Source organism: Pseudomonas fluorescens, from assembly GCF_000968015.1.
GTDB classification, from domain to species: Bacteria; Pseudomonadota; Gammaproteobacteria; order Pseudomonadales; family Pseudomonadaceae; genus Aquipseudomonas; species Aquipseudomonas fluorescens_W.
In genome coordinates, this window is the sequence record NZ_LACH01000066.1 from 14,699 (window position 1) to 35,555 (window position 20,857).

Annotated in this window: 20 protein-coding genes; 7 read left to right on the forward strand and 13 right to left on the reverse strand. The window is 58.8% G+C overall.

The window, feature by feature from the left end; translation table 11 throughout:
* The first annotated feature begins 49 nt into the window (after positions 1-49).
* The 3 genes from VD17_RS26240 to pdxH all read left to right on the forward strand — a co-directional run bounded on the left by VD17_RS26240 (position 50) and on the right by pdxH (position 3,105).
* A complete protein-coding gene (locus tag VD17_RS26240; protein ID WP_046056373.1) occupies positions 50-1,195 on the forward strand; it encodes an EstA family serine hydrolase in 1,146 nt (381 codons plus the stop codon).
* A gap of 113 nt (positions 1,196-1,308) precedes the next feature.
* Positions 1,309-2,433, forward strand: a complete 1,125-nt coding sequence (locus VD17_RS26245; RefSeq protein WP_046056374.1) for an OmpA family protein — start codon at positions 1,309-1,311, stop codon at positions 2,431-2,433.
* A gap of 24 nt (positions 2,434-2,457) precedes the next feature.
* The gene (gene pdxH, locus VD17_RS26250) at positions 2,458-3,105 is read left to right on the forward strand and encodes a pyridoxamine 5'-phosphate oxidase (protein ID WP_046056375.1); all 648 of its coding nucleotides are present in this window, start codon (positions 2,458-2,460) and stop codon (positions 3,103-3,105) included.
* Positions 3,106-3,110: 5 nt separating this feature from the next.
* On the opposite strand, the gene VD17_RS26255 is transcribed toward pdxH, so the two are convergent.
* Positions 3,111-3,347, reverse strand: a complete 237-nt coding sequence (locus VD17_RS26255; RefSeq protein WP_046056376.1) for a hypothetical protein — start codon at positions 3,345-3,347, stop codon at positions 3,111-3,113.
* 169 nt (positions 3,348-3,516) lie between these two features.
* Here VD17_RS26255 and VD17_RS26260 point away from each other — a divergent pair, with 169 nt between their 5' ends.
* The gene (locus tag VD17_RS26260; protein WP_046056377.1) at positions 3,517-3,981 is read left to right on the forward strand and encodes a glycine zipper 2TM domain-containing protein; all 465 of its coding nucleotides are present in this window, start codon (positions 3,517-3,519) and stop codon (positions 3,979-3,981) included.
* 83 nt (positions 3,982-4,064) lie between these two features.
* Here the strand turns inward: VD17_RS26260 and VD17_RS26265 are convergent, their stop codons facing one another.
* The 3 genes from VD17_RS26265 to nhaA form a co-directional block, all read right to left on the reverse strand.
* The gene (locus tag VD17_RS26265) at positions 4,065-4,295 is read right to left on the reverse strand and encodes a DUF7683 domain-containing protein (protein ID WP_046056378.1); all 231 of its coding nucleotides are present in this window, start codon (positions 4,293-4,295) and stop codon (positions 4,065-4,067) included.
* Complete coding sequence (locus VD17_RS26270) at positions 4,292-5,476, reverse strand: colicin E3/pyocin S6 family cytotoxin (RefSeq protein WP_046056379.1); 1,185 nt, start codon at positions 5,474-5,476, stop codon at positions 4,292-4,294. The genes VD17_RS26265 and VD17_RS26270 overlap by 4 nt, the downstream gene beginning before the upstream one ends.
* A 121-nt stretch (positions 5,477-5,597) precedes the next feature.
* On the reverse strand, positions 5,598-6,785 hold the full coding sequence (nhaA, locus tag VD17_RS26275; protein ID WP_046056380.1) for a Na+/H+ antiporter NhaA: 1,188 nt from the start codon (positions 6,783-6,785) through the stop codon (positions 5,598-5,600).
* 238 nt (positions 6,786-7,023) lie between these two features.
* Here nhaA and VD17_RS26280 point away from each other — a divergent pair, with 238 nt between their 5' ends.
* Positions 7,024-8,118, forward strand: a complete 1,095-nt coding sequence (locus VD17_RS26280; protein ID WP_046056381.1) for a PLP-dependent cysteine synthase family protein — start codon at positions 7,024-7,026, stop codon at positions 8,116-8,118.
* Between the two features lie 139 nt (positions 8,119-8,257).
* Here VD17_RS26280 and VD17_RS26285 read toward each other — a convergent pair whose 3' ends face one another.
* The 3 genes from VD17_RS26285 to VD17_RS26295 form a co-directional block, all read right to left on the reverse strand.
* On the reverse strand, positions 8,258-9,871 hold the full coding sequence (locus VD17_RS26285; protein ID WP_046056382.1) for an NAD(P)/FAD-dependent oxidoreductase: 1,614 nt from the start codon (positions 9,869-9,871) through the stop codon (positions 8,258-8,260).
* A gap of 95 nt (positions 9,872-9,966) precedes the next feature.
* A complete protein-coding gene (locus tag VD17_RS26290; RefSeq protein ID WP_046056383.1) occupies positions 9,967-10,632 on the reverse strand; it encodes a COG3650 family protein in 666 nt (221 codons plus the stop codon).
* 172 nt (positions 10,633-10,804) lie between these two features.
* The gene (locus VD17_RS26295; RefSeq protein WP_046056384.1) at positions 10,805-11,404 is read right to left on the reverse strand and encodes a short chain dehydrogenase; all 600 of its coding nucleotides are present in this window, start codon (positions 11,402-11,404) and stop codon (positions 10,805-10,807) included.
* 105 nt (positions 11,405-11,509) lie between these two features.
* Between VD17_RS26295 and VD17_RS26300 the strand changes: the two genes are divergently transcribed.
* Complete coding sequence (locus VD17_RS26300; protein ID WP_046056385.1) at positions 11,510-12,418, forward strand: LysR family transcriptional regulator; 909 nt, start codon at positions 11,510-11,512, stop codon at positions 12,416-12,418.
* Between the two features lie 195 nt (positions 12,419-12,613).
* Here the strand turns inward: VD17_RS26300 and VD17_RS26305 are convergent, their stop codons facing one another.
* The 5 genes from VD17_RS26305 to VD17_RS26325 form a co-directional block, all read right to left on the reverse strand.
* Complete coding sequence (locus tag VD17_RS26305) at positions 12,614-13,315, reverse strand: ABC transporter ATP-binding protein (protein ID WP_008147292.1); 702 nt, start codon at positions 13,313-13,315, stop codon at positions 12,614-12,616.
* Complete coding sequence (livG, locus tag VD17_RS26310; RefSeq protein WP_033059026.1) at positions 13,316-14,083, reverse strand: high-affinity branched-chain amino acid ABC transporter ATP-binding protein LivG; 768 nt, start codon at positions 14,081-14,083, stop codon at positions 13,316-13,318.
* A complete protein-coding gene (locus VD17_RS26315; RefSeq protein WP_046056386.1) occupies positions 14,080-15,336 on the reverse strand; it encodes a high-affinity branched-chain amino acid ABC transporter permease LivM in 1,257 nt (418 codons plus the stop codon). Before VD17_RS26315 ends, livG begins: the two co-directional genes overlap by 4 nt.
* Positions 15,333-16,256 carry a high-affinity branched-chain amino acid ABC transporter permease LivH gene (gene livH / locus VD17_RS26320; protein WP_046056387.1) on the reverse strand — a complete coding sequence of 308 codons (924 nt, stop codon included), beginning with the start codon at positions 16,254-16,256 and terminating at the stop codon, positions 15,333-15,335. The genes VD17_RS26315 and livH overlap by 4 nt, the downstream gene beginning before the upstream one ends.
* Before the next feature lie 232 nt (positions 16,257-16,488).
* A complete protein-coding gene (locus tag VD17_RS26325; protein WP_046056388.1) occupies positions 16,489-17,616 on the reverse strand; it encodes a branched-chain amino acid ABC transporter substrate-binding protein in 1,128 nt (375 codons plus the stop codon).
* Between the two features lie 338 nt (positions 17,617-17,954).
* Here VD17_RS26325 and VD17_RS26330 point away from each other — a divergent pair, with 338 nt between their 5' ends.
* Positions 17,955-18,260 carry a DUF2288 domain-containing protein gene (locus VD17_RS26330; protein ID WP_046056389.1) on the forward strand — a complete coding sequence of 102 codons (306 nt, stop codon included), beginning with the start codon at positions 17,955-17,957 and terminating at the stop codon, positions 18,258-18,260.
* Positions 18,261-18,555: 295 nt separating this feature from the next.
* Here the strand turns inward: VD17_RS26330 and VD17_RS26335 are convergent, their stop codons facing one another.
* The gene (locus VD17_RS26335) at positions 18,556-20,757 is read right to left on the reverse strand and encodes a hypothetical protein (RefSeq protein WP_046056390.1); all 2,202 of its coding nucleotides are present in this window, start codon (positions 20,755-20,757) and stop codon (positions 18,556-18,558) included.
* Positions 20,758-20,857 lie beyond the last annotated feature (100 nt).

The following is a 20,857-nucleotide window of genomic DNA, read 5'->3' on the forward strand; positions in this document are numbered from 1 at the left end:
CTGGAACAATGCGGGCCACTTTGTAGAGCTTTATATCGGAGAGTTGCGGGTGCAGATTCAGGGTTTTTACGAGCTGAAGTTCGAAGCGGTGCGTGAGGCTTTCGCGGCGCTGTTCGACGATCCACAGGAACGTGGCGCAGCGTTGTGCATCCAGATTGGCGGTGAAACCGTGGTCGATCTTTGGGCCGGTAACGCTGACAAGGATGGCACCGAAGCCTGGAACAGCGACACCATCGCCAATCTGTTCTCCTGCACCAAGACCTTTACCGCGGTGACCGCCCTGCAACTGGTGGCCGAAGGCAAGCTGCAACTGGATGCCCCGGTTGCCCGCTACTGGCCCGAATTCGCCGCCGCCGGCAAAGAGTCCGTGACCCTGCGTCAATTGCTCTGCCATCAGGCCGGTCTGCCGGCACTGCGTGAGCTGTTGGCCCCGGAAGCCCTTTACGACTGGCAAACCATGGTTGATGCCCTGGCCGCCGAAGAACCGTGGTGGACGCCGGGCGTCGGTCACGGTTACGCCGCGATCACCTACGGCTGGCTGGTCGGTGAGTTGCTGCGTCGTGCTGACGGTCGTGGGCCGGGTGAGTCCATCGTGGCGCGGGTCGCGAAGCCTTTGGGGCTGGATTTCCACGTCGGCCTGGCGGACCAGGAGTTCCATCGCGTGGCGCACATCGCCCGTGGCAAGGGCAATGTCGGCGATGCCGCGGCCCAGCGCTTGCTGCAAGTGACCATGCGCGAGCCAACAGCCATGACCACGAGGGCGTTCACTAACCCGCCGTCGATCATGACCAGCACCAACAAACCCGAGTGGCGACGCATGCAGCAGCCCGCCGCCAATGGTCACGGCAATGCCCGCAGCCTGGCCGGGTTCTATGCCGGTCTGCTCGACGGCAGCTTGCTGGAAAGCGAAATGCTCGACGAAATGACGCGTGAGCACAGCGTCGGTGAGGACAAGACATTACTGACCCGGACCCGTTTCGGCCTGGGTTGCATGCTCGATCAACCGGACGTCCCCAACGCCACCTACGGCCTCGGCCCTCGTGCGTTCGGTCATCCGGGGGCGGGCGGTTCCACCGGTTTTGCCGACCCGGAACACGATGTGGCCTTCGGCTTTGTGACAAATACCCTGGGGCCGTACGTCTTGATGGATCCGCGCGCACAAAAGCTTGTGCGCGCACTGGCCACTTGTCTGTAAAACGCGCTCAGGGGTTCCAGGGCCGGAACCCCAAGGCCTTTTTGATTTCCAAGCGTCTGTTTATCCGGGTCACTCCGGCCTGATAGTTCATTACTTCATTTTGTGGATATCCAATGTCTTCCAATAAAACCCTCGCTTTGGCCCTGTGCTTCGCTATTACCGGTTGCGCACAAACCCCACAAAATGACTCGGATGGCAGCAGCTGGTGGCCGTTCGGGTCCTCCGACAAAGTCGCCGCTAAAACCCCGGCTCCAGCTCCGGCCCCGGCACCTCTGAAGCCTGCGGCAACCGCGCCGGTGGCCAAGACTGAAAGCGCCAGTCATTGGTACTGGCCGTTCGGCTCCGATGACAGTGCCGACAAGACGCCAGCCAAGCCTGAGGTGAAAGCTGAAGCCAAGCCTGAAGCCAAACCGGTCGAGGTGGCCAAGGCCAAGACTGAGGCCGATGCAGGTGGCAAATGGTGGTGGCCGTTCGGCGGCAAAGAGCAAAGCACCGCTAAAGTCGTGCCAATGCCTGATCCTAAAGTTACCCAAGCCTGGCTCGACGACTACGAACCGCGCCTGCGCGAAGCGATCAAGGGCAGCAACCTGCAACTCGAGCGCCGTGAAAACGTGCTGGTGGTGACCGCGCCTGTAGAGGGCTCGTTCAACCCTGACCGTCCGGCCATGCTGCTGCCGGTGACTCTCGGCCCGTTCACTCGCGTCGCGAAAATCCTTGAAGTCGATCCGAAAACTGCCGTGCTGGTTCTCGGTCACAGTGATACGTCGGGCTCCGCACCGGCCAACGTGAAACTGAGCCAGGAACGTGCCCAGGCCGTGGCAGCGATTTTCCGCCTCAGCGGTCTGCAACGTGATCGCCTGATGCTGCGCGGTATGGGTGGCGAAGCCCCGCGTGCTGCCAACGACAGCAATGAAGGCCGTGCCTTGAACCGTCGCGTCGAACTGCTGGTGACCCCGCAAAACACCATGGTCGCGTTGCTGAGCAAGTACAACATGCCAGCCCCGGCGCCAGTGAAGTTGGTCGCTGCCCAGGACGCCAAGCCAGTGGTCAAGCCAGTCACTCCGGCACCAGCCGCGAAGAAAGCCGATGTGCCTGCGGCGAAAAAAGCCCCGGCCAAGAAAGCCGCCGCCAAGAAGGCACCGGCTAAAACCGCGACTCCAGCGAAAAAGACTGCGCCGGCCAAAGCCGCTGCCGACACGAAAAAAGTCGCCGAATCCGCCGATACTGTAAAAAAGTGATTCGTTAACCAAAAGGAATGCGCCATGACCCAGGGCCTGGCTGATATGCGTCGCGACTACACCCGTGATGGCCTGACCGAGGCGCAAGCCCCGGCCGAGCCATTCGCGCTGTTCCATCACTGGTTCGCCGACGCGGTGAAAACCGAGCAGGCGCCGGTGGAAGCCAACGCCATGACCCTGGCCACTGTCGATCAGGACGGTCGGCCGCATTGCCGCATTCTGCTGCTCAAGGGGCTGGACGAGCAGGGCTTCACCTTCTTCACCAACTACGACAGCGCCAAGGGCCAGCATCTGGCCGCGAATCCGTTCGCGGCCATGACCTTTTTCTGGCCGGCCCTGGAGCGCCAGGTGCGCATCGAAGGGCGGGTGGTGAAGGTTACGCCTGACGAGTCCGACGCCTACTTCCAGGTCCGGCCGCTGGGCAGTCGCCTCGGTGCCTGGGCTTCGCCGCAAAGCCGGGTGATCGCCGATCGCGCCGAACTGGAAGCGCTGCTCAAGAACACCGAGCAGCGTTTCAGCGACACGCAACCTCATTGCCCTGAGCACTGGGGCGGTTATCGTTTGTTACCGGAGCGCATCGAGTTCTGGCAAGGCCGTTCGAGCCGCCTGCACGATCGCCTCAACTATCGTTTGCAGGGCGCCGACTGGATTCTTGAACGTCTGGCACCTTAAACCGTCTACCGATCGGGATAACCTGCCGCAGCGGCTTCAAGCCACTGCGGCAGGTCTCGGCGCTTGATCTTCTGCGCTTGAGCGTTCGCCAGTTGCTGGAGCATGAACGCCTTTTTCTGATCGTCTTTACCCGCCAGGGCCAACGCCAGATCGCGGTCCATCCAGCGTTTGATCCGCACGTATAGCCACCAGTGGAAATACAATCCGGCAACGGTGGTGATGACAATGATGAAGTAATCCATGAAAATCCTTGGTTCTGTGGCGCAGATTGCGGAATTTGCCGCTACTGTGTGTCAAGTTCGTGGTAGCGCCCTGTACCGGGCCTGAATCAAACCAATTTTATCCGGGCAGGGCCGTGACAGGCGTCAAGCTGCGGAGTTTAATGAATACCTGTCCTTTGGAGTTGATGCTATGCGTAAGTCTGTTCTGCTGGTTGCTTCCTTTTCCACGATGGCGATGTTGCTCACTGGCTGCCAATCGAGCCTGACCGGTGACTCCTACTCCCGTGACGAAGCGCGTCGCGTGCAGACCGTTCGTATGGGCACCATCGAATCCCTGCGACCGGTCAAAATCGAAGGCACCAAAACCCCTATCGGCGGCCTTGCCGGTGCGGCGGTGGGTGGTGTTGGCGGCAGCGCGGTCGGTGGCGGTCGCGGCAGCATCGTTGCTGCAGTTATCGGCGCCGTTGCTGGCGGCCTGATCGGCTCAGCCACAGAAGAAGGCCTGACCCGCGCCCAAGGCGTGGAAATCACCGTTCGCGAAGACGACGGCAGCATGCGCGCCTACGTACAACAGGTTCAGGAAAATGAAGTGTTCCGCGTTGGCGAGCGAGTGCGGATTGCCACTGTTGATGGGACTAGCCGCGTTTCGCACTAAGCGGGAATACGGGTAAAAGAAAACCCCGATCAGGTGACTGGTCGGGGTTTTTTGTTTGGGATGAGAAACAGGCGCTGCAATTTCTAAACGTTGCAGGTCAGTTGAAAAAGATAGGCTGGGTCGTATATTTTCTTCCCCAGTATTTCTTCCAAGGCATCAAGCTGCTCGGTCGTGAGGTTGTATCCCTCCCAGCCTTGTTGATCCGTTGTCCATCCCATAATTGCTTTTAATTCTTTTTCGTAGCCGTTCGGCAACTCTTCTTCGAATGCGAGGAGTTCGGTTTTTTTATCAAATGCCTCTATAACGTAAATCATGGTTCTACTTTCCTAGTGTTATCCGCTGGTTTGGTCTGCTCGCCAGTAGTCGGATCATATTCACCGAGATGACGGCCACGTTTGTCGTACATCTCGACAGCCCCATGCTGTGAGTCCCATTCAAAAATTTTCCCATTTGGAGTTTTCCAGCGTTTTCTAAGGCCGCCACCACCTTTAATTGGGGTCTTACGAGTTGCTCTCGTAGCATCGGGAAAAGCGGTCAGTCCCTTTGGCGCCGGATAATATTTGTGGTTAGAAACACTGACCACAATATAAACCGGCAACACCCCCGAATTCGCCGGAAACACAAGAATGAAATCCTTGTAATCAGGCGGATACACCGGATTCACGATAATGCTGTCAGCCGCTTTCGTCGGCGGATAAACCCAAATGTGCGGTGCTTGTGGTGCCGCTTCCAAAGCGGGAATACCAAGAATGTCCGAACCATCCACCGCCGGCGTCCAGATCAGCTCAACGCCATCCCCCAGATCCGCCACCTGCCGACTGTCACGCCAGCTGAACTGCGCGACATCAACCATTTCCCAATCGCGGTTCTTGCCGGTGTAAAACGCATAACCCTTGAGGCTGCCGTCAGCTTGTTGTTCGACCTGCAGACGCACACGGGTTCTGGCCTGTTTCAGGGCGCGCAGTTGATCTTCGGTATAGAGCGCACTGTCGCCCAGGTTGGGCGTCCAGAACAGCGCGACCACAGTGGCTAATGCGATGGATCCGGCAGCGCCAAGTGCGGCAACTGGAGCGGCGAGAGTCGGGCCATGAAGCGCAAGTCGGCCAATGCCGAGTGAGACGGTACTGCCACTGATGGTTTCAAGATTCAGCAGCCCGGCGTCGTCTACCTCACGAGCGCCGAACCAGGCGACTTCTCCGTAGTCTTTGAGGCTGTCGGTGGGCACCATTCCCGAAGGATTCGAGTAATCGATGATGGCGTCCGGCAGCTTGCAGGACTTGGCGAAGACACACCCCGCACGAACGGTTTCGTTCTTTTTCGCAGCAATCTCACGACTCCGTTCGTAGGCGTCTTGCCTCGCGAGCATGGCGTCGTAAGCGTTTTGTCTAGCATCCCGCGCGGCCAGTTCGGTGGCCGTCATGAAGCGGTGAGTGACGTGATGCCCGTCGCCTGAGGGTGGGTTCTGAACCCGGGGAATGTCCTTATTGCCAGCCACTGATCTTCCTTGCGTTCGTACGTCGACAGCCCCCAGAAAAGGGGCTGTGCGACGTTAACGAACGAGGCTGATCGTGGCTGTAGGACGAGTCCTGAATGACTCTAAGAGTTGTCTCTGTTTATCAGGATTGCAGCGCGGTGCTCTTGCGACTCGCTGCCGCCGTCACCGCATAACCAATCAATGCGGCCAGAATCGACCCGGTCAAAATCCCCATCCGATCCATCCCGGCGTATTCATTGACACCCGGTTCAAACGCCAGGGAGCCGACAAACAGACTCATGGTGAAGCCGATGCCGCAGAGGATTGCCACGCCCAGCACCTGGCCCCAATTAGCGCCTTGGGGCAGGGCGGCGATGCCGATTTTCACCGCCAGCCAGGTCAGGCCGAAGACGCCAAGGGTCTTGCCCAGCAGCAGGCCGACCGCAATGCCCATCGGTACGTGGTGGGTGAAGCTTTCGACCGTCACGCCGCTCAGGGACAGGCCGGCGTTGGCGAAGGCGAACAGCGGCAGGATGCCGTAGGCCACCCATGGATGCAGGGCGTGTTCGAGGGTCAGCAGCGGCGACGGTTCGGCGTTTTTCGTGCGCAGGGGAATGCAGAAGGCCAGGGTGACACCGGCCAGTGTCGCGTGAACGCCGCTCTTGAGCACGCAAACCCAGAGGATCAAACCGATGATCATGTACGGCCCGAGCTTGACCACCCCGAGCCGGTTCATCGCGATCAGTGCCACGATGCACGTCGCGGCCAGAGTCAGCGAAAGGGTCGAGAGCGTACCCGAATAGAAGATCGCAATGACGATGATTGCACCGAGGTCGTCAATAATCGCCAAAGTCATCAGGAACAGTTTCAGCGACACCGGTACCCGCTTACCCAGCAGGGCCAGTACGCCAAGGGCGAAGGCGATGTCGGTGGCCATCGGGATGGCCCAGCCACCCAGGGCTGCCGGGTCTTCGCGGTTCAGAAACCAGTAGACCAGCGCCGGCACCACCATGCCGCCAATCGCCGCTGCGCCGGGCAGGACGATTTGCGACGGTTTCGACAGCTGGCCGTCGAGGACTTCGCGCTTCACCTCCAGGCCGATCAGCAGGAAAAACAGAGCCATCAGGCCATCGTTGATCCACAGCAGTGCCGGTTTGGCGATTTGCAACGCGCCGACCTGCGCCACTACCGGAGTGTCCAGAAAACTGCTGTAAAGCCACGACAGTGGGGAATTGTTGATGATCAAAGCCAGGGCCGCAGCGGCAATCAATAACAGTCCGCTGGCAGCTTCCAACTGGAAGAAACGCGTGAAAGTGCTACGCAGAGGCAAGGTCGCTCTCCATCGATGAATTCAAAAGGTGGCACACCCTAACCCGTACCGTTAGTTGTTAAAACAAAAGTTATATTCTTTTTTGTTATATACCGTTACAACACGAACGACGGCAAGGACCTGAGCCTAGCAGTTGTCCGGCGTATTGAACCTCAGCTGTACCTGTGCGTGATGTAGGTTTTTTCCTAAGCTTGTCAGCTGAGCCTTGCAACAAGGCCGACTCAACGAGAAAACCACCATGAGCGACAACCGACAGTGGGCCCGCGAAGCCATCCGGATCATCGAAGCCGACTTCCAGCGCAGCGCCGACACCCACCTGATTCCCTTGCCGCTGCCGGGTTTTCCGGGCATCGAGTTATATTTCAAGGATGAGTCCAGCCATCCCACCGGCAGCCTGAAGCACCGCTTGGCGCGCTCGCTGTTTCTGTATGCGCTGTGTAACGGCTGGCTCAAACCCGGGGCGCCGGTGATTGAAGCGTCCAGCGGTTCGACGGCGATTTCCGAGGCGTACTTCGCCAGTTTGCTGGGCTTGCCGTTCATTGCGGTGATGCCGGCGACCACCTCCAAAGAGAAGATCGCGCAGATCGCTTTCTACGGCGGCAAGAGTCACTTGGTCGACGATCCGACGCAGATCTACGCCGAATCCGAACGCCTGGCTCGCGAACACGATGGGCATTTCATCGACCAGTTCACCTATGCCGAGCGCGCTACCGATTGGCGGGCGAACAACAACATTGCCGAGTCGATCTTCCAGCAAATGCGTTTCGAGCTGCACCCCGAGCCGACCTGGCTGATTTCCAGCCCCGGCACTGGCGGCACCACCGCGACGCTGGGCCGTTACGTGCGTTACCGCCAACATTGCACCCGCGTGCTCTGCGCCGATGCCGAGCGCTCGGTGTTCTTCGATTACTACCAGACCGGCGACGCCAGTCTGCGCCTGGATTGCGGTTCGCGGATTGAAGGCATTGGCCGGCCTCGGGTGGAAGCGTCGTTCCTGCCCAAAGTGATCGATGCGATGGTCAAAGTGCCGGACGCGTTGTCGCTGGCGGCCATGCATTACCTGGCGCAGCGTTTGGGACGTCGGGTCGGCGGGTCGAGCGGGACCAATCTGATCGGCGCGTTGATGGCGGCCCAGCAGATGGCGGCGGCGGGGGAGTCGGGGTCAATCGTGGCGATTCTGTGTGATGGCGGCGAGCGCTATGCCACCACCTATTACGATCAGGCTTGGCTCAAGGCTCAAGGGTATGAGTTGAGTGGTTTGATGGATGCCGTCGCGGCAAGCGTTGAGCGCGGCGAGCCGCTGCCGGCCAGCGTGCTGCGCGCCAACATCTGAGATTGTTCAGCACTGAAGATCCAATGTGGGAGCGAGCCTGCTCGCGATGACGGATTAACATTCAACAGAATTGTTGGCTGATCTACCGCTATCGTCGGAACGCCGCCCGGAGCAAGCTCGCTCCCACAAGGGATTTGTATCAGGCCTCGAGGCCGAGGATGTCGCGGGCCACGGCTTCAGCAATCCGAATCCCGTCGACTCCCGCCGACAGAATCCCGCCCGCATAACCCGCGCCTTCACCGGCCGGGAACAAGCCTTTCACGTTCAGGCTCTGCATCGACTCGTCACGGGTGATCCGCAGCGGTGACGACGTACGCGTCTCGATCCCGGTCAACACGGCGTCGTGCAGCGAGTAACCGCGAATCTGCTTCTCGAACGCCGGCAAGGCTTCGCGAATGGCTTCGATGGCGAACGCTGGCAAGGCCAACGCCAAATCACCCAAGGCAACCCCTGGTTTGTAAGACGGTTCTACGCTGCCCAGCTCGGTGGACGGCTTGCCGGCAATGAAGTCACCGACCAGTTGCGCCGGCGCTTCGTAGTTGCTGCCGCCCAGCACAAAGGCGTGAGATTCCAGGCGTTCTTGCAACTCGATACCCGCCAGCGGGCCGCCCGGATAATCGACTTCCGGGGTGATCCCGACGACGATCCCGGAGTTGGCGTTGCGCTCGTTACGCGAGTACTGGCTCATGCCGTTGGTGACCACACGGCCCGGCTCGGATGTTGCTGCTACGACGGTGCCGCCCGGGCACATGCAGAAGCTGTAGACCGAGCGTCCGTTGCTGGCGTGGTGCACCAGTTTGTAGTCCGCAGCCCCGAGTTTCGGGTGGCCGGCGTACTTGCCCAGACGCGCGCGGTCGATCAGCGATTGCGGGTGTTCGATGCGGAAACCCACCGAGAACGGCTTGGCTTCCATGAACACGCCACGGCCGTGGAGCATGCGGAAGGTGTCGCGGGCGCTGTGGCCGAGGGCCAGAATCACGTGTTTCGAATGGATCTGCTCGCCGCCATTGAGTTCGACGCCGACCAGTTGGCCGTCCTCGATCAACACGTCGGTCACGCGCTGCTGGAAGCGCACTTCGCCACCCAGCGCGCGAATCTGCTCACGCATGTTTTCCACAACACCGGTCAGACGGAACGTACCGATGTGCGGTTTGCTGACGTAGAGAATTTCTTCCGGCGCGCCTGCTTTGACGAACTCGTGCAGGACTTTGCGACCGATGAACTTCGGGTCCTTGATCTGGCTGTAGAGCTTGCCGTCAGAGAACGTCCCCGCGCCACCTTCACCGAACTGCACGTTGGATTCCGGGTTAAGCACGCTTTTACGCCACAGACCCCAAGTGTCCTTGGTGCGCTGACGCACTTCGGTGCCGCGCTCGAGGATGATCGGCTTGAAGCCCATTTGCGCGAGCAGCAGCCCGGCGAAAATCCCGCACGGGCCGAAACCCACGACGACAGGACGTTGCTCAAGATCAGCCGGCGCCTGGCCGACCACTTTGTAGCTGACATCCGGCGCCACGTTGACGTTACGGTCATCGGCGAACTTGTGCAGCACCGCCGCCTCATCGCGAACGTTGAGGTCGATGGTGTAGATGAAGCACAGTTCGGAGGACTTTTTGCGCGCATCGTAGCTGCGCTTGAACAAGGTGAAGTCGAGCAGGTCATCACTGGTGATGCCCAGGCGCTGCACGATGGCAGGGCGCAGGTCTTCTTCGGGATGGTCGATCGGCAGCTTGAGTTCGGTGATTCGTAACATGACAGGATCCGGTTCGCGGGGCGCACAACTGCGCCAAGGCGTTTGAAGCCCGCGATTATAAGCCTCAAAGAATGATTCCCGTGAGGCTAAAACGATCAGTCGTTACGCGATCCGCCGAAATACCCGCAGCCACGCTGAACCTGGCCGTCGACGCGCAGTTCGGCGCTCATGTGCTGGACACTGCCGGTGCTGCTGTCGACGCAACGTTGCGGTGCAACCCACAGTTCGATGCGCTGGTTATTGGCTTCGGTGCTGAGGTTGAAGCGGCCATCGCCCAGTTGCTCTTCAACGTAGGGCACGGCCAATGGCGGCTGACCGGCGCGCTCGATGACCATGCCTTTGCCGCTGACTTTCACGTTCCATTCAGGCCCATGGCCGGCGGCGCGCAGGATCAGCAATTTGAAATTCGGATCGTTGCACGCGGTGCCCGAGCGCTCGACGCGGTACAGCTGCGCAAGATCGAGGCGGCTGTCGGCACCACTGGCTACGATACTGCCGCGCACGTCGGCAAACAGCTTGCCCTGGGCGTCGGCCAAGGTTGCGGCCTCTTGCAGGACGCTGGTGCCGCCGGTGTCGTTGACCACATAACTGCGCTGCTCGTTGCACGGCTGGAACAGCAACTTGCCGTCGGCAGCCGTCAACTGGCCCTGCATGCGGGTCTGGCCCGCGTGGGAGGCACTTTCACGCGGGCCATCGAGCAACTGGCAAGCGGCGAACAACGGAAGCAGGGCAACAAGGACTAAGGAACGGGCAGCACGCATCTTTGAGTCTCCAGACAAGTGCCGCCACGTTACTCAGCCTGACCGTTCATCACAACCCTGCATTGCGCTTGCTTTCTGTAGGAGCTGGCGAAGCCTGCGATCTTTTGATCTTCAACATTTTCGTAGCAGTCAAAAGATCGCAGCCTGCGGCAGCTCCTACAAAGTGGAGTGCTCAGCCCACGTGAAAGGTCTGACCTGTTTGCAGGCCTTCCACACTTTTGGCGTAGGCCAATGCCACATCCGCTGCCAGAACCGGTTTGTAACCACGGAAATACGGCGCGTATTTGCCCATGGCCTCGACCAGTACGTTAGGGCTCACAGAATTGATGCGCAGACCGCGAGGCAGTTCGATCGCTGCGGCGCGGACAAAGCTGTCAAGGGCGCCATTGACCAGCGCTGCCGAGGCGCCGCTGCGAATCGGGTCGTGGCTGAGCACGCCAGTGGTGAAGGTGAACGAGGCGCCGTCATTGGCGAACTCGCGGCCGATCAGCAGCAGATTGACCTGGCCCATCAACTTGTCTTTCAGGCCCAGCGCGAAGCTTTCTTCGGTCATTTCACCGAGGGGGGCGAAGGTCACGTTGCCGGCGGCGCAGACCAGAGCATCGAACTTGCCGGTTTGCTCGAACAGCTTGCGAATCGAAGCGCTGTCGCTGATATCCACATGGAAATCACCGCTGTTGCGGCCGATGCGGATGATCTCGTGACGCTCGGACAGCTCCTTGTCGACCGCCGAACCGATGGTGCCGCCTGCGCCTATCAAAAGAATTTTCATCGTGCTGTTTCTCGAAGTGGTTAAACGAGGTTGAAGTCTAGAGTGGTTTTTTCTGTTGATAAGCGCGCTAATAGGCAATCTTTGGTTTTCAAATGGAAACAATCCATGAGCGAGATGGATGATCTGGCGGCGTTTGCGGTGTTGATCGAAGCGGGGAGCTTTACCCTGGCGGCGCAGCAATTGGGGTGCAGCAAGGGGCAGTTATCCAAGCGCATCAGCCAACTGGAATCGCGCTTTTCAGTGGTGCTGCTGCAACGCACCACTCGCCGTTTGAGCCTGACCGCTGCGGGTGCGGCGCTGTTGCCGCAAGCCCAGGCGCTCGTAGTCCAAGTCGAAAGGGCGCGTCAGGCATTGGCGCGGTTGAAGGACGATATGGCTGGACCGGTGCGTATGACGGTTCCGGTTTCGCTGGGGGAAACCTTCTTCGATGGCTTGTTGCTGGAGTTCTCTGGCAAATATCCCGAGGTGCAGATCGAACTGGACCTGAGCAACAGCTACCGTGATTTGTCCCGCGACGGGTTTGATCTCGCGGTTCGCTCCGAAGTGGGCAATGACGAGCGCCTGGTAGCCCGACCGCTTTTAGCCTGGCACGAAATGACCTGCGCCAGCCCGGCTTACCTTGAGCAATACGGCGAACCGTTGACGCCTCAAGCACTCGCTGAACACCGCTGTCTGCTCAACAGTCACTACAGCGGTCGCGAAGAGTGGCTCTATCACCAGCAACACGAATTGTTGCGGGTACGGGTGTCGGGACCGTTCGCCAGCAACCATTACAGCTTGCTGAAAAAAGCGGCACTGGCCGGCGCCGGCATTGCGCGGTTGCCGTCCTACTTGCTGCAAGCGGAATTGGCTGACGGCCGTTTGCGCTGGCTCCTGCGTGACTATCAGACCCGCCGCATGCCGATGTACCTGGTGCATCCCTATCAGGGCGGTTTGCCGAAGCGTACGCAAGTGCTGGCGGATTACTTGATTGGATGGTTCAAGCGCAGCGGTGAAGCGCTGGATCGGCTTTAACGACAATGTCCGCCAGAACAAAAAACCTGTGGGAGCGAGCTTGCTCGCGATGGCAGAGGGTCAGTCGAAATCAATGTTGACTGTCACACTGCTATCGCGAGCAAGCTCGCTCCCACAGGGATCTACATTGTTTTTGAGATTGCAGCATGCACAAAAAAAACGGCCCGAAGGCCGTTTTTTGGTTACCGCGAAGACTCAACCACCCAGGTACGCTTCACGAACTTTCGGGTCGGTCAGCAGCGCTTCCCCGGTGCCTGTCATCACCACCCGGCCGTTCTCCAGAACGTATGCACGGTCAGCGATTTTCAGCGCCTGGTTGGCGTTTTGCTCCACCAAAAACACCGTCACGCCATCCTTGCGCAGCTGTTCGATGATGTCGAAGATCTGCTGGATGATGATCGGTGCCAGGCCCAACGAAGGTTCGTCGAGCAGCAACAGCTTGGGTTTGCTCATCAGCGCACGGCCGATGGCGAGCATTTGCTGTTCGCCGCCGGACATGGTGCCGCCGCGTTGGGCGAAGCGTTCTTTCAGGCGTGGGAAAAGTCCGAGAACCTTGTCCATCTGTTCCTGATAATCGCCCTTGTCGGTGAAGAATCCGCCCATGGCGAGGTTTTCTTCCACGGTCAGACGGGCAAACACCCGACGACCTTCCGGCACGACTGCGATGCTCTTGCGCATGATCTGCGAGGAGCTCTGGCCGACCAATTCCTCACCCATATAGCGGATGCTGCCGCTGTGGGCTTGCGGCGAACCGCAGAGCGTCATCAGCAGGGTCGACTTGCCGGCACCGTTGGCGCCGATCAGGGTCACGATCTCGCCCTGGCGGACTTCGACGTTGACGCTGTGCAGGGCCTGGATCTTGCCGTAGAAGGTGGAAACGTTTTCGAATTGCAGCATTTACGCTTCCCCCAGGTAGGCTTTGATCACTTCGGGATTGTCGCGGATCTGTTCAGGCGTGCCGTTGGCCAGAGGCGTGCCCTGGTTGATCACGACGATGTGGTCGGAAATGCTCATGACCAGTTTCATGTCGTGTTCGATCAGCAGCACGGTGACGTTGTGCTCTTCACGCAGCATGCTGATCAGCGCCTTCAGGTCTTCGGTTTCCTTCGGGTTCAGGCCGGCGGCCGGTTCGTCGAGCATGAGGATCCGCGGGCGGGTCATCATGCAGCGAGCGATTTCCAGACGACGTTGCTGACCGTAGGCCAGGGTGCCGGCCGGACGGTTGGCGAAGGCCTTGAGGTTGACCTTGTCCAGCCAGTATTCGGCGAATTCCATGGCCTCGCGCTCGCTCTTGCGGAACGACGGGGTCTTGAACAGGCCTGCCAGGAAGTTGGTGTTCAGGTGACGGTGCTGGGCGATCAAGAGGTTCTCGACCGCTGTCATGTCCTTGAACAACCGCACGTTCTGGAAGGTGCGCACCACGCCTTTGAGGGCGATCTTGTGGCCGGGCAGGCCTTCGATCGGCTCGCCGTCCAGCAGGATGCTGCCGCCACTCGGCTGGTAGAAGCCGGTCAGGCAGTTGAACACGGTGGTCTTGCCGGCGCCGTTGGGGCCGATCAGTGCCACGACCTGTTTTTCCTTCACGCTCAGGGCTACGCCGTTGACCGCCAGCAAGCCGCCGAAGCGCATGCTCAGATTTTCGACTTTAAGGATCTCGCGGCTCATTTGCGCAGCTCCATGTGGGGGCGTTGCATAGGCAGCAGACCTTGAGGACGCCAGATCATCATCAGCACCATCAAGGCGCCGAACATCAACATGCGGTATTCACTGAACTCACGCATCATTTCCGGCAACAGGATCATCACCGTGGCGGCGAGTACGACGCCCAGTTGCGAGCCCATGCCACCCAGCACCACGATGGCGAGGATGGTCGCCGACTCGATAAAGGTGAAGGACTCCGGTGTCACCAGGCCCTGACGCGCGGCGAAGAAGCTGCCGGCGAAACCGGCGAAGCACGCACCGAGGGTGAAGGCGGAGAGCTTGATGACGGTAGGATTGAGACCCAACGCACGGCAGGCGATTTCGTCTTCACGCAACGCTTCCCAGGCACGGCCCAGTGGCATGCGCAGCAAGCGGTTGATCACGAACAGCGCGAACAGGGCAAGGAACAAGGCGACCAGGTAAAGGAAGATCACCTTGTTGATCGAGTTGTATTCCAGGCCGAAGTACTCGTGGAAGGTCTGCAGGCCTTCAGCGGCTTTACGTTCGAAGGTCAGGCCGAAGAACGTCGGTTTCTCGATGTTGCTGATGCCGTTCGGACCACCCGTGAGGCCGGTCAGGTTACGCAGGAACAGACGGATGATTTCACCGAAGCCCAGCGTCACGATTGCCAGATAGTCACCGCGCAGACGCAGGACCGGGAAGCCGAGCAGGAAGCCGAAGGTGGCCGCCATCATCCCGGCGATTGGCAGGCAGATCCAGAAGCTCAGACCGTAGTAGTGCGACAGCAGCGCATAGCTGTAGGCGCCGACGGCATAGAAGCCGACGTAACCGAGGTCGAGCAGACCGGCCAGGCCGACCACGATGTTCAGGCCCAGGCCAAGCATCACGTAGATCAGCACCAGCGTGGCGATATCCACCGCACCGCGGGAGCCGAAGAACGGCCAGACCAGCGCACCGATGATCAACGCGATGATGATCCAGCGCTGGGTGGTCGGCAGGGTCAGGAATGTACTGGCCTTGGCGGGCATCACCGGCAGGTTCGGCGAAGCTTTCCAGGCCGAGCTGATCTGCTGGTCGAACAACACCCGCAGGAACATCAGCACCGAGCACACGGCGATGGTGATCAGCGTTGTAGTGCTGGTGCCATGGACTTCGAGGTTGATGCCGACAATGGTCAGTTTCAGACCGAGTACCGGGTAGGCAACGGCCCACACCAGCAAGGCGCTGAACAACGCCTGTTTAAGATTCCTAGTCATACTTTTTCAACCTCCGGACGGCCCAACAGGCCGGTTGGCCGGAACAACAACACCAGAACCAATAAGCCGAACGCCACGACGTCCTTGTACTGGTCGCCGAAGATATCGGCACCAAAGGCTTCCGCCACCCCAAGCACGATCCCGCCGAGCATGGCGCCGGGAATGCTGCCGATACCGCCCAATACCGCTGCGGTGAAGGCCTTGAGACCGACCAGGAAGCCGGCGTTCGGGTTGATCACGCCGTATTGCATGCTCAGCAACACAGCCGCGATGGCTGCCAGTGCGGCACCGATGACGAAGGTCAGGGCGATGATGTTGTTGGTGTTGATACCCAAGAGGTTGGCCATCTTGATGTCTTCGGCGCAGGCACGGCAGGCGCGACCCAGGCGAGAGCGGGAGATGAACATCGTCAGGCCGAGCATGGCGACAAAGGTCACCACGAACACCACGATTTGCATGTAGGAAATCAGCACTTCTTGTGCGCCACCTGGCCCGATGGCGAAGTTGCCGGGGATCAGGTTGGGGATGGATTTGTCCTTGGAGTCTTGCGCCAGCAGAACCGTGTTCTGCAGGAAGATCGACATACCGATGGCGGAAATCAGCGGAATCAGACGGTTGCTGCCGCGCAAAGGGCGGTAGGCGATCCGTTCGATGCTGTAACCGTAGGCACTGGTCACGACAATGGTCGCGAGGAAAGCGGCGGTCATCAACAGCGGAACACTGTCGAGTCCCATCATGGACAGGCCCGCAATGGCGATGAACGCCACGTAGGAACCAATCATGTACACCTCGCCGTGGGCGAAGTTGATCATTCCAATGATGCCGTAAACCATCGTATAGCCGATGGCGATCAGGGCATACGTGCTGCCAATGGTCAGACCATTAACCAGCTGTTGGAAAAAGTGATAGATGTCAGGCATTACAGCGCTCCTAAAAACCTGATACGCATTTCACTGGTGGAGTCATTTTCCCGCTCGAGCCCCGTGGATCTGCATCCACTTCGAACGCGAGGTTTGCCAGCGAACCGCTGATGACGGTTTTGAGATTTTCAGGTGGGGAGACTGGCGGATCACGCCAGCGCGGCCCAATACGTTCGTAAAACAAAGCCCACGGCACGCCGTGGGCTTTGTTGGCAGTCAGTCAGGCAACGCCTTACTGAGGCTTGGCTTCAGTTTTAGGTTTGCCGAAGTGCCACTCGTAAACCACAAATTTGAAGTCTTTCAGGTCGCCCTTGTCGTCGAAGCTCAGGTCGCCAGTCGGAGTCTTGAAGGTGCCTGCGTGGATGGCAGCAGCCACCTTGGCAGTGTCTTCGGACTTGGCAGCCTTGATGCCGTCGGCGATCACTTCCACAGCCGAGTAGGCCGGGAACACGAACGGACCGCTCGGGTCTTCTTTCTTGGCTTTGAACGCATCAGCCAGGGCGATGTTGGCCGGATCCTGGTCGAAGGATTTCGGCAGGGTCACCAGCAGGCCTTCGGAAGCGTCTTTGGCGATCTGCGAAATGGAGTCGTTACCCACGCCTTCCGGACCCATGAACTTGGCTTTCAGGCCTTTTTCCTGGGATTGACGCAGGATCAGACCCAGCTCCGGGTGGTAGCCGCCGTAGTAGACGAAGTCGACGTTGGCTTGCTTGAGCTTGGAGATCATCGAAGAGAAGTCTTTGTCGCCGGCGTTGATGCCTTCGAACACGGCAACCTTGACGCCTTTGCCTTCCAGGGTTTTCTTCACGGCAGTGGCGATGCCTTCACCGTATTGCTGTTTGTCGTGCAGAACAGCAACGATTTTCGGTTTTACGTGATCGGCAATGTAGTTACCGGCGGCAGGGCCCTGGGCGCTGTCCAGACCGATGGTGCGGAACACCATTTTGTAACCACGGGAAGTGATGTCCGGGCTGGTGGCAGCCGGGGTGATCATGATCACGCCTTCGTCTTCGTAAATGTCCGAAGCCGGTTGAGTGGAGCTGGAGCACAGGTGACCGACCACGAACTTGACGCCGTCGTTGACGACTTTGTTCGCGACCGCTACCGCTTGTTTTGGATCACAGGCGTCATCGTATTCAACGGCTTCGAGTTTCTTGCCGTCTACGCCGCCTTTGGCGTTGATCTGTTCGATGGCCATTTTGGCGCCACTGAACTGCATGTCGCCGTATTGGGCTACAGGGCCGGTTTTAGGGCCGGCGATGCCGATCTTGATGGTGTCAGCTGCGAACGAATGGCTGGCAACCCCGGCCAGAACCATAGCGGCAAACAGTTTGGAAATCTGCTTAGTAGCCTTAGTCATAGTGCTCCACTCTTACTGTTGTAGTTTTTATAGTCCTGGCGCCGTAGCAGCAGAACCGGGTCAGATATCTTCGATATCCTCCGGAAAATGCCCCCGGCAACTGTACCGGTACAGTGTAGAGCGCCAATTGTTAGCCTGGGAAGCTGGCGCCAGGGGGCAAAACCTGAGGGTGTCGCTTTATTGAAAGAAAAAGACAGAATGGCGGCGGGGGTTATAGCTGAAATATCAGCAATCCTTGGCTTTCCTGCTGTTTTCAATCGGTAACTCTATTGCATCCGGGTTTTTCTGCCAGACCACCAACGTTATGATTACGTCGATTTCTTTTCCGGACAGGACCCATGACTCAAGAACCTAGCACCCTCTATGCCAAGCTGCTTGGTGAAACCGCATCTATTACCTGGAAAGAGCTTGAGCCGTTCTTCGCCAAGGGTGCCCTATTGTGGGTCGATCCCGGTCTGGATTTGATTGCTGCAGCAGAGGCAGTAGCGACCGATGAAGGCGAGAAAGTGGCTGCCTGGCTGGCCGCCGACAAGGTGGCCAAGCTGTCTGAAACGCGGGCGCTGGATCTTTTTGAACGTGATCCGCAGTTGTGGGCAGTGGTCGTTTCGCCGTGGATTCTGATCCAGGAAAGGGCGACGAGCTGAATCAGTGCACTTAGTTGGTGCGTAGCTCCGGCGAAGAAAAGTGTGTAGGTGAGTAGCGTGATGGCATGTTGCCGTAGAGAAAGGCCACAGGCGTGGCCAGCATCACGGTGACGTAAACGTAACGGGAACAGTTTATCGAGCAGCTTGAGGGCTGCTTAATTGTTTCTGGATGTTGGAAAGGCTGAGATCTTCAGTGAGTTTGAGGGCCTCATCGCGAGCAGGCTCACTCCTACAGGGGAACGCATTCCAAATGTAGGAGTGAGCCTGCACGCGATGGCGGCGACTGGGTCTGGCGTCAGACCGAGAACGTCTTGCCGGTATGGTTATTCAGCGAAATAACCTTGGTCTTGCCAATGCGATGACGATAAATCTCGCGCAAGTACTTGATCGACTTCTTCACGCAATCCCGGGACAGACGAATGTCATTGATCGAGACGAACTTGTCTTTGTCGTTGATCAGTTCGCGGTACTTCTTCTCGTACATCGGTTTGATCGCGTACCAGTTGGTGTCGAGGATCTTCGCCGGGTTCTCGAACTCATTCAGCAGCTCGTCGATCCGGTCTTCGTCGAACTCTTCATTAATGATGAAGTCCAGGATCGAGTTATCCAGGGTTTCGTCAAAGCGGTACGGGGTTTTAGCGAAGCAACGCTTGATGAAGGCCACGATCAGCGTCAGGAAGTCGTCCGACAGGCACGGGCTCTTGGCGATCAGGGTGGTCAGCGACAGGTTGGCCGAGGCGCCGATGACCAGCGCGTAACGCTTGAGCGTGGTGTTCGGGAACAGGCTGTTGAGGTGGGTCTTCAACCGGTTCAAGTCCATGTAGGACAGCTTGTAGTCTTTGGGCAACGAAACGATCGAGACCACCGACGAGCAGTTCTTGAAGAAGTGCAGGTCGTGCAACGCGGCCGCGTCGTATCCCGAATTCTTGTACTGCTCCAGCGAGGCGCGATAGCGCTTGGATTCGATTGGCAACAGGCTGATGCCTTCAATCGCCTGGGTCACTTTGTTGAAGTGCGGCAAGTCGATGGAGCGGAAGAACAGGTCGTCGATGTTCAGGCGCTGCGGTTCTTTCTCGAACACCTTGAACTTGTCGCTGCTCGGTGGCGGGGTTTCCGGCACCACGGACTCGGCGTAGGCAATCGCTACCGGGCCGGCCAGGCTCATGAACAGGTCGTTGGCGTCCAGGCGAATGGTTTCGCCAATGTCGATGCCGGCGCGACGGAAATAGTTCTGGTCGTAGTCGGTGGTGACCGCCTGAGCCGTCAGAATGTTGAAGATCTGCTGTGAGATGTACTGGTTGGCGTGCTTTTCCATCGCGTTGACGTCGATGTTCTGAATGTTGCCGTCATCGCTTTCTTCGGCGTAACGCATGATGTCGTTGGAGATCAGCATCATGGCGTTCCATGGACGGATACGCCCCATCACACTGGCTTCGCTGCTGTCTTCGTTGGCGAAGTTGTAGGAAAAGTCCCACTCTTCCGACAGGTATTTACACAGCAGGCGACCGGCGTTGATGTGCAGCGCCTCGGACATTTCGCTGCGGTGATCGGAAATGTTCGGCAACACGCAGATGCCGCTGGTGAAGATCGGCTCGAAGACGAAGGAATGACCGCTCTTGCCGTCGTGCTCGTCCATCGGCTTGGTGTCGAACGTCTTGTTCATGTACGAGTGCTGCTGGGCCAGGCCGAATTCCGAGGCCATGCCCGAACCGGTACCGCCGCCGGCACTGAAGATCGAGAAATACAGGCGCGACTGGTTGGCCTTGATCCCGCAACTGTCGATCAGGTACGAGTGAATCATCTTCCAGTCAGGGCTGGAGAAACGCTGGGTGTCCTTGTTCAGGATGATCTTGGCCAGGTACTGACCGAGGATCGGTGCGTTACCGGCGCCACCGGCGTGGACTTCCGACAAGTCCATGATTTTCATTTTGCTGTAGTCGCGCAGGAATCCGCTTTTTTCGCCTTTGCGCGAGAAACGGATGCGGCCGGCGATGTCTTTGTCCAGGTCGCCGAGCATGACCAGCGGTTCTACCAGGAACACCGGTTTGGTGGCCTTGTTCGGCCCCAGACGCAAGTTGTTGCGAATCCACTGTGCCGGGCTGTAGCCCTTTTCGGCGAAGCGTTTGTCCGGCGACTGGCGATCTTCGTTATTGAATTCGTTGAGGTAGAACTTGCGGGCGTTGTACACCAGTTCCGCGACGTCCAGCGCAATGTTCGAACCGCAGCGGCCCAAGCCGATCAGGCACACCGACGGGAATTCCTGATCGCTGTGATGTTCGCTGTCGCCTTCCAGATGCGGTGGGCGCGGGAACACCATGTCGCGCAGACCGTCGAGATTGTCGAGGATGCGGTCGGTGTTGGTTTCGGTGAAGTACAGGTATTGCTGACTGGCCAGCGGACGTGACGGGATCAATGGCTTCGACGATGAGGGGCTGTTTGCCGCGGGGCTCAGTGTCAGGTCGGAAACCGTAGTGGCCGGATTATTTTTAGAAGTCATTGGGCGCCATGTACCTGGGCTGGTTGGCTCGGCGACACGGTGTCGTCGAACCTTCACTGAATAAGAACTCGCGTCTTTTTAGCGCGTATTTTGCCCAAGC

What these genes read in the sequence shown, in the direction of transcription:
- VD17_RS26325 (WP_046056388.1), bottom strand. Translation starts at nt 17,616, where the DNA reads ATGACTAAGGCTACTAAGCAGATTTCCAAACTGTTTGCCGCTATGGTT.
- VD17_RS26260 (WP_046056377.1), top strand. Translation starts at nt 3,517, where the DNA reads ATGCGTAAGTCTGTTCTGCTGGTTGCTTCCTTTTCCACGATGGCGATG.
- VD17_RS26245 (WP_046056374.1), top strand. Translation starts at nt 1,309, where the DNA reads ATGTCTTCCAATAAAACCCTCGCTTTGGCCCTGTGCTTCGCTATTACC.
- VD17_RS26330 (WP_046056389.1), top strand. Translation starts at nt 17,955, where the DNA reads ATGACTCAAGAACCTAGCACCCTCTATGCCAAGCTGCTTGGTGAAACC.
- livG (WP_033059026.1), bottom strand. Translation starts at nt 14,083, where the DNA reads ATGAGCCGCGAGATCCTTAAAGTCGAAAATCTGAGCATGCGCTTCGGC.
- VD17_RS26290 (WP_046056383.1), bottom strand. Translation starts at nt 10,632, where the DNA reads ATGCGTGCTGCCCGTTCCTTAGTCCTTGTTGCCCTGCTTCCGTTGTTC.
- VD17_RS26300 (WP_046056385.1), top strand. Translation starts at nt 11,510, where the DNA reads ATGAGCGAGATGGATGATCTGGCGGCGTTTGCGGTGTTGATCGAAGCG.
- VD17_RS26280 (WP_046056381.1), top strand. Translation starts at nt 7,024, where the DNA reads ATGAGCGACAACCGACAGTGGGCCCGCGAAGCCATCCGGATCATCGAA.
- pdxH (WP_046056375.1), top strand. Translation starts at nt 2,458, where the DNA reads ATGACCCAGGGCCTGGCTGATATGCGTCGCGACTACACCCGTGATGGC.
- VD17_RS26285 (WP_046056382.1), bottom strand. Translation starts at nt 9,871, where the DNA reads ATGTTACGAATCACCGAACTCAAGCTGCCGATCGACCATCCCGAAGAA.
- VD17_RS26265 (WP_046056378.1), bottom strand. Translation starts at nt 4,295, where the DNA reads ATGATTTACGTTATAGAGGCATTTGATAAAAAAACCGAACTCCTCGCA.
- VD17_RS26315 (WP_046056386.1), bottom strand. Translation starts at nt 15,336, where the DNA reads ATGACTAGGAATCTTAAACAGGCGTTGTTCAGCGCCTTGCTGGTGTGG.
- VD17_RS26305 (WP_008147292.1), bottom strand. Translation starts at nt 13,315, where the DNA reads ATGCTGCAATTCGAAAACGTTTCCACCTTCTACGGCAAGATCCAGGCC.
- livH (WP_046056387.1), bottom strand. Translation starts at nt 16,256, where the DNA reads ATGCCTGACATCTATCACTTTTTCCAACAGCTGGTTAATGGTCTGACC.
- VD17_RS26255 (WP_046056376.1), bottom strand. Translation starts at nt 3,347, where the DNA reads ATGGATTACTTCATCATTGTCATCACCACCGTTGCCGGATTGTATTTC.
- VD17_RS26295 (WP_046056384.1), bottom strand. Translation starts at nt 11,404, where the DNA reads ATGAAAATTCTTTTGATAGGCGCAGGCGGCACCATCGGTTCGGCGGTC.
- VD17_RS26335 (WP_046056390.1), bottom strand. Translation starts at nt 20,757, where the DNA reads ATGACTTCTAAAAATAATCCGGCCACTACGGTTTCCGACCTGACACTG.